The 11302-nt window shown below is 28.5% G+C and carries 6 protein-coding genes; all 6 read left to right on the forward strand.

Translation table 11 applies throughout. The features are described from left to right. Positions 1 to 496 precede the first annotated feature (496 nt). The 6 genes from glgB to glgD all read left to right on the forward strand — a co-directional run bounded on the left by glgB (position 497) and on the right by glgD (position 10761). The gene (glgB, locus tag I4V51_RS19400) at positions 497 to 2533 is read left to right on the forward strand and encodes a 1,4-alpha-glucan branching protein GlgB (RefSeq protein WP_195990087.1); all 2037 of its coding nucleotides are present in this window, start codon (positions 497 to 499) and stop codon (positions 2531 to 2533) included. Positions 2534 to 2546: 13 nt separating this feature from the next. Next, the gene (gene glgA, locus I4V51_RS19405) at positions 2547 to 3983 is read left to right on the forward strand and encodes a glycogen synthase GlgA (RefSeq protein ID WP_195990088.1); all 1437 of its coding nucleotides are present in this window, start codon (positions 2547 to 2549) and stop codon (positions 3981 to 3983) included. 28 nt (positions 3984 to 4011) lie between these two features. Then, positions 4012 to 6447, forward strand: a complete 2436-nt coding sequence (locus tag I4V51_RS19410) for a glycogen/starch/alpha-glucan phosphorylase (protein WP_195990089.1) — start codon at positions 4012 to 4014, stop codon at positions 6445 to 6447. A 7-nt stretch (positions 6448 to 6454) separates the two neighbouring features. Continuing rightward, a complete protein-coding gene (locus tag I4V51_RS19415) occupies positions 6455 to 8293 on the forward strand; it encodes an alpha-amylase family glycosyl hydrolase (protein ID WP_195990090.1) in 1839 nt (612 codons plus the stop codon). A 182-nt stretch (positions 8294 to 8475) separates the two neighbouring features. After that, the gene (locus I4V51_RS19420) at positions 8476 to 9633 is read left to right on the forward strand and encodes a glucose-1-phosphate adenylyltransferase (protein ID WP_195990091.1); all 1158 of its coding nucleotides are present in this window, start codon (positions 8476 to 8478) and stop codon (positions 9631 to 9633) included. 21 nt (positions 9634 to 9654) lie between these two features. Next, entirely contained in the window at positions 9655 to 10761 is a 1107-nt protein-coding gene (gene glgD, locus I4V51_RS19425) for a glucose-1-phosphate adenylyltransferase subunit GlgD (protein WP_195990092.1), read from the forward strand. Positions 10762 to 11302 lie beyond the last annotated feature (541 nt).

The following is an 11302-nucleotide window of genomic DNA, read 5'->3' on the forward strand; positions in this document are numbered from 1 at the left end:
AGTAATAATTAAAGCTTAGATATAAATCCAATATATATTTAAAGTACATTATATACTATATATTGAGTTTATAATAATTAATATTGAGATAGTATTTAATGTTATTTTACAATGAATTTTGAAAATATTTCTAAAATTCAGATTATTATATTTATAAATAATGATAAATAATTATGCTTATTGTAAGTATAAAAACTATAAAAAGTAATAGAAAAATTTTAGAAACATATAATTATAAATATATACAATCAAAGTTATAAGGAAAAATAGAGAAAAATATACCAAAATATAGACAGGAATACATAACAAAAAAAATAAAACGACAAAATCTAACACAAATATAAAAAATATAGAATTATATGCTGAATATTATTAGATTAAATGTCGGTTAAAAGAAGTTGAACAGTATAAAAGCTTGATGGTAGAATTATAAAATAGGAAATAACTTCTATATTAGGAGAAATTACAATAGTATAAAAGATGAGGGGGGATTCACATGAGAGGAGAAGTTGGAGCAGCTATTAAGAAGAATAATAAAAAAAAGACTATTGAAGATGTTAAAAAAGTAAGTAATAAGAGAAATAGTAGTAGTTCAGATAATAAAAAAGAAAATAAACCTGTTAAGAAGAAAGTAAAATGTGAATTAAGTGGGGATAATATTTCTTTATTTCACCAAGGAAAGCACTATGAAGCTTATGCATTTATGGGAGCTCATGTTATTTCTGAAAAAAGGAAAAAAGGTGTTAGATTCACTACGTGGGCACCAAAAGCAAAGAATGTATATGTAGTAGGTGATTTTTCTAACTTCGAAGTAAGAGAAGAGTATAAAATGGAGAAAGTATCAGATTCAGGTATATGGAGTATATTCATAGAAGGATTACAACCTGGAGAAAAATATAAATATTCAATAGAAAATATTTATGGACATCACAATTATAAATCTGACCCTTATGCTTTTGAATCAGAAAAAAGGCCAAATACAGCATCAATAATTAGTGAAAATGTTAAATATAAATGGAATGATAGAAGTTGGATGATGAAAAGAAAAAGATTTAACATGTATGAAAGTCCAATTAATATTTATGAAATACATTTAGGCTCTTGGAAGACTAAAAATGGAGAATTTTTAACATATAAGCAAATAGCTGAAGAATTACCAGAGTACTTAGTAGACATGGGATATACTCATGTAGAAATATTGCCAATATTGGAACATCCACTAGATGCATCATGGGGTTACCAAGGGGTAGGATATTATTCTGTAACAAGCAGATATGGGAATGCAAATGATTTTAAATATTTAATTGATGAATTGCATAGGGTTGGTATAGGAGTAATATTAGATTGGGTACCAAGCCATTTCTGTAAAGATGCTCATGGATTATATATGTTTGATGGAACACCAACTTATGAATATGAAGAAGAGTGGAAAAGAGATAATAAAGGATGGGGAACATTTAATTTTGATTTAGGAAGACCAGAAGTTAAGAGCTTTTTAATATCAAACCTTTTTTATTGGGTAAAAGAATTCCATATAGATGGTATTAGAAATGATGCTGTATCAAATATGTTATATCTTAATTATGGAAGAAATGATGGAGAATGGGTTCCAAATGTTTATGGTGGAAATGGAAATTTAGAGGCAATAGAGTTTATAAAGGAATATAACACTGCAATTCATAATGAATTTCCTACTGTAATGACAATTGCTGAAGAATCTACATCATGGCCTAAAATATCAAAACCAGTTGAAGATGATGGATTAGGCTTTAATTTTAAGTGGAATATGGGATGGATGAATGATACTTTAAAATATATTAAAGAAGACCCAGTAAACAGAAAATATCATCATCACAAGCTTACTTTTTCAATGGCATATCATTATTCAGAGAATTTTATATTATCTATATCACATGATGAAGTTGTACATGGAAAATGTTCACTTGTAAATAAAATGTGGGGAGATTATTGGAATAAGTTTGCAGGTGTTAGAGTTTATTTAGCACATATGATGGGTCATCCAGGTAAAAAATTAATGTTTATGGGTTCTGAATTTGGTCAATTTATAGAATGGCGTGAATATGAAGGCTTGCAATGGAACTTAATTGAAGAATATGATATGCATAAAAAGACTCAACAATTCTTCAAAGATATGAATAATTATTACAAAGAAAATAAAGCGTTATGGGAAGGCGACTATAAGACAGAAGGGTATCAATGGATTGATGCTGATAATTGTGATGAAAGCATATACTCTTTTATAAGAAAAGATAGTAAAAATGATGAATCTCTAATATTCATATGCAATTATACACCTGTAGTTAGATATGATTTTAGAATCGGTGTTCCATATTTAGCAGAGTATGTAGAGGATTTTAATACGGATAGTGAAATATATGGTGGATCAGGACAAGTTATGGCTGAAAAATTATTAGCAGAGGAAATTCCTTGTAACAATCAACCATATTCAATAAAAATTAAAGTTCCACCAATGGCAGCTATTATTTTAAGAGTAGATAATAAATCTAAATAGGGAGTGTGAATAGATGAAAGTATTGTTTGCAGCATCAGAAGCGCATCCATTCATTAAAACAGGTGGTTTAGGTGATGTAATGGGAGCATTACCTAAATCATTAATAAAATTAGGCGTAGATGTTAGAGTCGTGATACCGAAGTATAAAAATATAAAAGATGAATTAAAACAAAAGCTACAGTTTGTAAAATGGTTTACTGTTCCTGTAGGTTGGAGAAATCAATATTGTGGAGTTTTTCAATATCAATATCAAGGAGTAATTTATTATTTTATAGATAATGAATACTATTTTAATAGAGATGGTCTATATGGATATTTTGATGATGGTGAAAGATTTGCATTTTTTAATAGAGCTGTTTTAGAGTTTATTAAACAAATTGATTGGCAACCAGATTTAATAAATTGTAATGACTGGCAAACAGGAATGGTACCAGTACTACTTAATTTAGAATATAAAAAAGAACAATTTTATTCGAAAATAAAGACTGTATTTTCAATTCATAATTTGCTTTTTAAGGGAAGTTTTTCTCCTAAGATATTACCAGAGCTATTTGGGTATGATTATATGCCATTAGCTAACGGTAGTGTTGAATTAGATGGAGCAGTAAGTTTCTTAAAGGGTGGATTAAATTATTGCGATCAAATTACAACAGTAAGTAAAACATATGCAGAGGAAATAAAAACGTCTCAATATGGTGAAGGATTAGATGGATTCCTTAGAAGTAGAAGTTATTATTTAATGGGAATAGTTAATGGAATAGACTATGAAGAGTTTAATCCACAAGATGATAAATTTATATTTAAGAACTTTAATGTTAATTCAATAGATAACAAAGTTCAAAATAAATTAGCATTACAAAGAGAGTTAGGGTTACCACAAAAGAAGGATACCCCGATGATTGGATTAATATCTAGATTAACTCATCAAAAAGGTTGTGATTTGATAGTTAATATGATAGATAGATTACTTCAAAAGGATATACAACTTGTTATTTTAGGAACAGGTGACTATTGGTATGAAGAAACATTTAAGAATTTACAATATAGATATCCAGATAAGGTTTCAGCTAATATAAAATTCGATAATACATTAGCTCATAAGATATATGCTGCAACCGATATGTTCTTAATGCCATCATTATTTGAACCTTGTGGATTAGGTCAATTAATAGCTTTAAGGTATGGATCAATACCTATTGTAAGAGAAACTGGAGGCTTAAAAGACACAATATCTCCTTATAACAAATACAATGGTGTAGGGAATGGATTTGGGTTTAAGAATTTCAATTCAAATGAATTAATGCAAATAATGGAGTATGCATTAACAATCTACAACGATAAAAATGCTTGGAACAACATAATAAGACAAGCCATGAATTCAGATAACAGTTGGGAAAAATCAGCTATGCAATATAAGTGGTTATATGAAGGAGTAGTTAAGAGACCTTAATGGATACAAGCTATTAGGAGGTAGATATATGCTATCAATCGATAAGAATTCGTTTAAAAGAGATTATAATAACAAATTCGTTCAATTACATGGGAAGGAATTAAAAGAAGGAAGTAATCAACAAAAATATGAAGCATTGGGGAGTTTGGTTAGAGACTATGTAATTAGTACATGGATGGATACTAATAAAAAGTACAATCAAACTGGAGAAAAACAAGTATACTATTTCTCAATGGAATTCTTATTAGGAAGGCTATTAGGTGATTTTCTTTTAAATTTAGGAATAAGGGATATTTGCAAAGCGGCATTAAGTGAATTAGATATTGATTTAGAGGAAATTGAAAATTTAGAACATGATCAAGGACTAGGTAATGGAGGTTTAGGTAGATTGGCAGCTTGTTTTCTAGATTCAATGGCATCTTTAAATATTGCAGGCCATGGATGTGGAATAAGGTATAAATATGGTTTTTTTGAACAAAAAATTGTTGATTGTCAACAAGTTGAAGCCTCTGATAATTGGTTAAGGGAAGGAAATGTATGGGAAATAAAGAAACAAGATAAATCCGAGATAGTTAAATTTGGAGGTACAATAGTTTCAGATTATGTAAATGATAAATTAACTTTTACACATGTTAACTATGAACCAGTTTTAGCAGTACCATATGATACTCCAATAGTTGGATATGAAAATGAAGTAGTAAATACTTTAAGGTTATGGAGTGCAGAGCCTGTTTCTAATGAATTTGATTTTTCATCATTTAGTAGAGGTGATTTTTTAAAGGCAATATCTTATAAAAACTCAGTAGAGGCAATATCATTAGTTCTATATCCAGAAGATTCATTTTATGAAGGAAAAATGCTTAGGCTAAAGCAACAGTATTTTTTCGTGTCTGCAGGAATACAAAGTATAGTTAGACACTATAAAAAACATAATGGAGACATTAGGTTATTAGATGAAAAGATAGCAATACACATTAATGATACACATCCAACATTAGCAATTCCAGAGTTAATGAGGATATTGGTTGATGAAGAGGGATTATCATGGGAAACAGCTTGGAGAATAACTCAAAATACTATTTCGTATACTAACCATACAATATTGGCAGAAGCTTTAGAAAAATGGCCAGTTGATATGTTTAAGAGTTTACTACCAAGGATTTACATGATTATAGAAGAAATAAATAGACGATATTGTGAAGAACTTTGGAATAAGTACGTAGGTCAATGGGAAAAAATATCAAGAATGGCTATTATAGGAGATGGATATGTTAGGATGGCTAATTTAGCCATAGTAGGTAGCCATAGTGTTAATGGAGTTGCAAAGCTTCATACTGAAATATTAAAGAAAAAAGAAATGTCAGATTTTTATTATTTATATCCATCAAAATTTAATAATAAAACTAATGGTATAACTCATAGAAGATGGCTAATTAGGTCTAACCCTAAATTGACTAACCTTTTATTAGATACTATAGGAGATAGTTTTATAAAACATCCAACTGATTTGGAGAATTTTGAAAATTATCTTGATGATAAAAATGTTTTAAAAAGACTTGGGGAAATAAAAAAGGATAATAAGGAACGATTAGCAAAAGAAATTTATAAGAGTAAAGGAATATTAATAGACACAAATTCAATTTTTGATGTTCAAATAAAGAGAATTCATGCTTATAAACGTCAGACACTAAATTGTTTAAGAATAATGGACCTTTATAATAAGCTAATAGATAATCCTAATTTAGATATAATACCAAGAACATTTATTTTTGCTGGAAAGGCAGCTCCTGGATATTATTTAGCTAAAAATACTATTGAGTTAATTTGTAGAGTTGCAGAAACTATAAATAATGATCCAAGAGTAAATAAAAAAATTAAAGTCGTAATGTTAGATAATTATCAGGTTTCATTAGCTGAAAAGATAATTCCTGCTACTGATTTAAGTGAGCAGATTTCAACAACTACTAAAGAAGCATCAGGCACATCTAATATGAAGTTTATGATGAATGGAGCAATAACTATTGCAACATTAGATGGGGCTAATATTGAAATTAAAGATGAGGTTGGTGAGGATAATATTATTATCTTTGGATTGAATGCTGAAGATGTATTAAACTATCATAAAAATGGTGGATATTCATCATGGGATGTATGTAATAAGGATCCAAGCTTACAAAGAGTTACCAATGATTTAATTAATGGCAAATATTACAGGGATAAAGATAGATTTAGAACTATATATGAGAATTTATTAACCTATAATGATGAATTCTTTGTGTTAAAAGATTTTTCTTCTTATTTAAATGCACAAGAAAAGGTTAATAGCTTATATATAGATACAGAAAAATGGCAAAAGATGTGTGGTATTAATATTGCACATTCAGGAATATTTTCATCTGATAGAACTATTAAAGAATATGCAACAGGCATTTGGGGTTCCACTGTAATATATAAAAATCTATAGGGGGAATGTGGATTTGGATGATATACAAATTTTCCATGATTCTCACAATCTTGAATTAAGGAATCCATTTGGTGCAGTTAGCATAGGAGTTAAAGTGCGAATCAGATTATGGACTAGTGAACGATGTGCAGCTTATATTAATTTAATAAACTTTTATAACAATCAGATAGAAATTCAAATGAACGAAATTGGATGGAATAGTTGCGTAAATAATTGGGTTTATGAAGCTGATATAGATACAGCAAATAATATAGGTCTAATATATTATTATTTTAGAGTTAATTATTATGGAAGAAATATTATTTATGGAAATAATATAGAATCACTAGGAGGAATAGGACAGGTATATTTTAATGAGCCAGTGAGTTATCAGATAACTATATATTCAAAAAGGGATGTACCTAGCTGGTATAGAGAGGGAATTATATATCAGATATTTGTAGATAGATTTTTTAATGGAGAAGACGAAGGAAAAGTTTTAAATCCTAAAAAAAATACATTCATATATGGAAATTGGGATGATAGCCCAATGTATATAAAGGATATGAGTGGGAATATAGTTAGATGGGATTTTTATGGTGGAAATTTATTGGGAGTAAAAAAGAAATTAGAATATATTAAATCATTAGGTGTAAGCGTAATATATTTTAATCCAATATTTGATTCTCCCAGCTGCCATAAATATGATACTGGCGACTATGAAAAAATAGATTCTATGTTTGGAGATGAACAGATTTTTAAAGATCTATGTAGTGAAGCAGAACAGTTAGGCATAAGAATTATATTAGATGGGGTTTTTAGTCATACGGGAAGTGATAGTAAATATTTTAATAAATTTGGGAATTATGATTCTTTGGGTGCCTATCAGTCTTTACAGTCTCCATACTATAGATGGTATAGATTTAATGATTATCCTAAACTATATGAAACATGGTGGGGCTTTTCTAATATGCCGAATGTAGATGAACTTAATCCTAGTTATTTAGATTATATAATTAGAGGTAAGAATTCTGTAATAGAGAAATGGTTAAAACTTGGTGCAGGTGGTTGGCGATTAGATGTTGCAGATGAATTACCAGATGAATTTATTAAGATTTTAAGGAAAAAGCTTAAAGAAGTAAAAAAAGATGGAGTATTAATAGGTGAAGTATGGGAAGATGCGTCTAATAAAGTTAGTTACAATAGAAGACGAGAGTATCTATTTGGTAATGAATTAGATTCAGTAACTAATTATCCACTAAGACAAATAATCTTAGATTTAGTTAGGAATTATATTGGAAATAAGTATTTCATAAGAAGATACTTGTCATTAAAAGAAAATTATCCAAAAGAATACTTTTATTCAACTATGAATATGCTTGGTAATCATGATACTGAAAGAGTATTAACCATGTTAAACAACAATTTAAATCTGTTAAAAGAAGCAGTTATAATCCAAATGACATTACCAGGCGTTCCATTAATATATTATGGAGATGAAGCAGGGTTAACTGGAGGAAAGGATCCAAGTAACAGAAAATCTTATCCTTGGGGGAAGGAAAATAAAGATATATTAGAATTCTATAAAAAGGTAGCTTCTATTAGAGCTACTGAAGAAGCATTAAAAAATGGAGAAATAGAATTTTTAGAGTTTAATAATGGAATTTTAGGATTCGAGAGAACTTTAAATAAAGATAAGATAATAGTAATAGTTAACACCTTAGAAAAAGAGGATAATATTGTAATAGATAATATAGATGGAAAAGTTATAAATTTATTAGATGACACTAAAGAATATCAAATAAAGGGAAGAACTATAAGTATTTTAGTAAAAGCTCATAAATTTATGATATTAAAGATTTTATAAAAGAGTATGGCACTTTTATAGTTTCAAAGTGCCATACTTTTAAAAAGATAAAGTAAATTATATACAGTACTAATAGAGGTATGAAATTAGAAAAAAATTACAAATTAACATAAATAAAAAACTGTAATTTAGTGAATACAATAGTTTGCGTACTATTAAGTTAAGAGGGGATGGGGAGAATAGTGAGAAAAAAAGAAATGGTTGCTATGATATTAGCAGGAGGACAAGGATCAAGATTAGGTGTATTAACAAAGAAATTAGCTAAACCAGCTGTACCTTATGGAGGGAAGTATAGAATAATAGATTTTCCTTTAAGTAATTGTTCAAATTCAGGAATATATTCTGTTGGAGTATTAACTCAATATAAGCCATTAGAGCTTAATGCACATATTGGAATAGGTAGTCCATGGGATTTAGATAGGAGAGATGGAGGAGTAAGTATATTACCTCCATATCAAGAAGAAAAAGGTGGTAATTGGTATAAGGGAACAGCAAATGCAATTTATCAAAATATTGAATTTGTAGATAGATATGACCCTGAATATGTATTAATTTTATCAGGAGATCATATTTATAAAATGGATTATGATAAAATGCTTCAATTCCATAAGGAAAAGAATGCAGAGGCTACAATAGCTGTAATTGAAGTTCCGATGGAAGAGGCTTGTAGATTTGGAATAATGAATACTAATGAAGATTTGTCAATATATGAATTTGAAGAAAAACCTGCTAAACCTAAGAGCAATATGGCATCAATGGGGGTTTATATATTTAATTGGAAACTTTTAAGACAAGCATTAAAAGAGGATGAAAAAGATAAAGAATCTAGTAATGACTTTGGTAAAAACATAATTCCTAAAATGTTAAACGAAGGCAGAAGACTAGTTGCTTATCCATTTAAAGGATACTGGAAGGATGTTGGAACTATAAGTAGTCTTTGGGAAGCTAATATGGATTTATTAAAGAGAGAAAGTGGACTAAATTTATATGAAGATGATTGGAAAATTTACTCAGTTAGTCCTGTTAGACCAGCTCAATATATAGGAAAAGATGCAAATGTTAAAAATTCATTGATAGTTGAAGGTTGTACAGTTCATGGAACAGTAGAAAATTCTGTACTATTCGAAGGAGTATATATTGGGAAAAATACAGTTATAAAAGATTCAGTAATAATGACTGATGCCAAAATTGGAGATAATGTAGTAATTAATAAAGCAATTATTGGTGGAGAAGCAAAAATACGAAAAGATTGCAAAATAGGGAATGGTGAGAAAATATCTGTTATAGCATCTAAAGAAGATGTAAAAAGTGGAACAGTAATAGATGCAATGGAAGTATAATAGAGGGGGTAAAGAGAAATTATGAACAATTGTATTGGTATAATTAATTTAGATGAAAATGAACAAAGAACTACGGAGTTAACAAGACGAAGACCTTTAGCATCTTTACCTATAGCAGGTAGATATAGAGTTGTTGATTTTGTATTATCTAATATGACTAATTCGGGAATTGAGGCAATTGGTATATTTACAAAAAATAAGTCAAGATCATTAATGGATCACTTAACGAATGGTAGACCATGGGATATACATCGTAAGAAAGATGGATTAAAGGTATTTAACTTTGGAGATATTGATCCTGTACATGATGATGTACACAATTTTTTAGAGAATATAGATTATTTTGATCATAGTAAGAAGGAATATACGCTAATTTGTTCATCTTATATGATTTGTAATATAAATTATAATGAATTAATAAAATATCACATTGCACAAGGTAATGATGTAACTACAGTATATAAGAATGTTAAGCATGTGGAAGATAATTTTATTGATTGTCAAGTTTTAAACCTAGATGATAATGGAAGAATAACTGGAGTAGGTGAAAATGTGGGTTTAAAAAATAGTGCTAATATAAATATGGAAATGTATATAATGAAAACAGATCTTTTTATAGATATGATATATGAGTGTATAAGAGGCGGAAGATATAAAAAGATAAAAAATTATATTAATGGTAATATAGATAAATTAAAAGTTGGTGGATATGAATTTAAGGGGTATCTAGCTTGTATTAATTCTTTAGGTGCATATTATGATGCGAATATGGAATTCTTAAATGAGAAAGTAAATAAGGAATTGTTCTACAGTAATTTTCCTATATATACAAAACCAAAAGATGCTTGTCCGACACAATATACTGAAACTAGTAATGTAGTAAATTCGATAATAGCTAACGGTTCATATATTGAAGGATCAGTTAAAAACTGTGTTATAGGAAGAAATGTTTATATCGGAAAGGGTAGTGTAATAGAAAATTGTGTTATACTTCAAAATACTGTTATAGGAAGTAATGTAAGAATGAATAATACAATTACCGATAAGGGAACATTAATTGATGATAATGAAGAGGTAAAAGGATTAGAAAATAATCCGGTTATAATTCCTAAAAAAAGAGTAGTGTAGAAATATTAATTAAATATAAAGAGATATAAAATAGATGAATTTTTCTGTTTTATGTCTCTTTTTTTACATAATAAATATATAGTGGTAAAAAGACTTGATATAGTTGATTGAATATTCAAATTAAATAAGTGAACGTATCCTTGTGTATCAATATAAGTATTATTAAGAAAATAAGTGAAAAATATAGAAAAATTAAAGTAATTTATGAATATAATAATGATTTATTGGTTAATATGTTAATATGATGGTATTATAAATCTTGTCCAAACGGACAGCCGACAAGTCGAAAGACAACAAAGTAAGTTAACAAAAACAACAAAAAAATGTTGAAAAAAGATGTTGACAGAAAAGTTATTCGGTGATAAGATAAACAAGTCGCTTCGGTGCGACAGAGTAAATGGTCTTTGAAAATTGAACAGAATATAGTTAAAGTAAACCAGCAATTCTTTTGAGAGTCTTAAAACAAGACTCAAAGTAATTTGAGCAAATGATTAAACTTTTTAGTGAGAGTTTGATCCTGGCTCAGGACGAACGCTGGCGG

It is taken from the genome of Clostridium sp. D53t1_180928_C8 (assembly GCF_015667795.1).
Taxonomy (GTDB): Bacteria; Bacillota; Clostridia; order Clostridiales; family Clostridiaceae; genus Clostridium.

Bases quoted from the DNA above. Each gene is read 5' to 3' on its own strand.
- glgB (WP_195990087.1), top strand. From the start codon at position 497: ATGAGAGGAGAAGTTGGAGCAGCTATTAAGAAGAATAATAAAAAAAAG.
- I4V51_RS19410 (WP_195990089.1), top strand. From the start codon at position 4,012: ATGCTATCAATCGATAAGAATTCGTTTAAAAGAGATTATAATAACAAA.
- glgD (WP_195990092.1), top strand. From the start codon at position 9,655: ATGAACAATTGTATTGGTATAATTAATTTAGATGAAAATGAACAAAGA.
- glgA (WP_195990088.1), top strand. From the start codon at position 2,547: ATGAAAGTATTGTTTGCAGCATCAGAAGCGCATCCATTCATTAAAACA.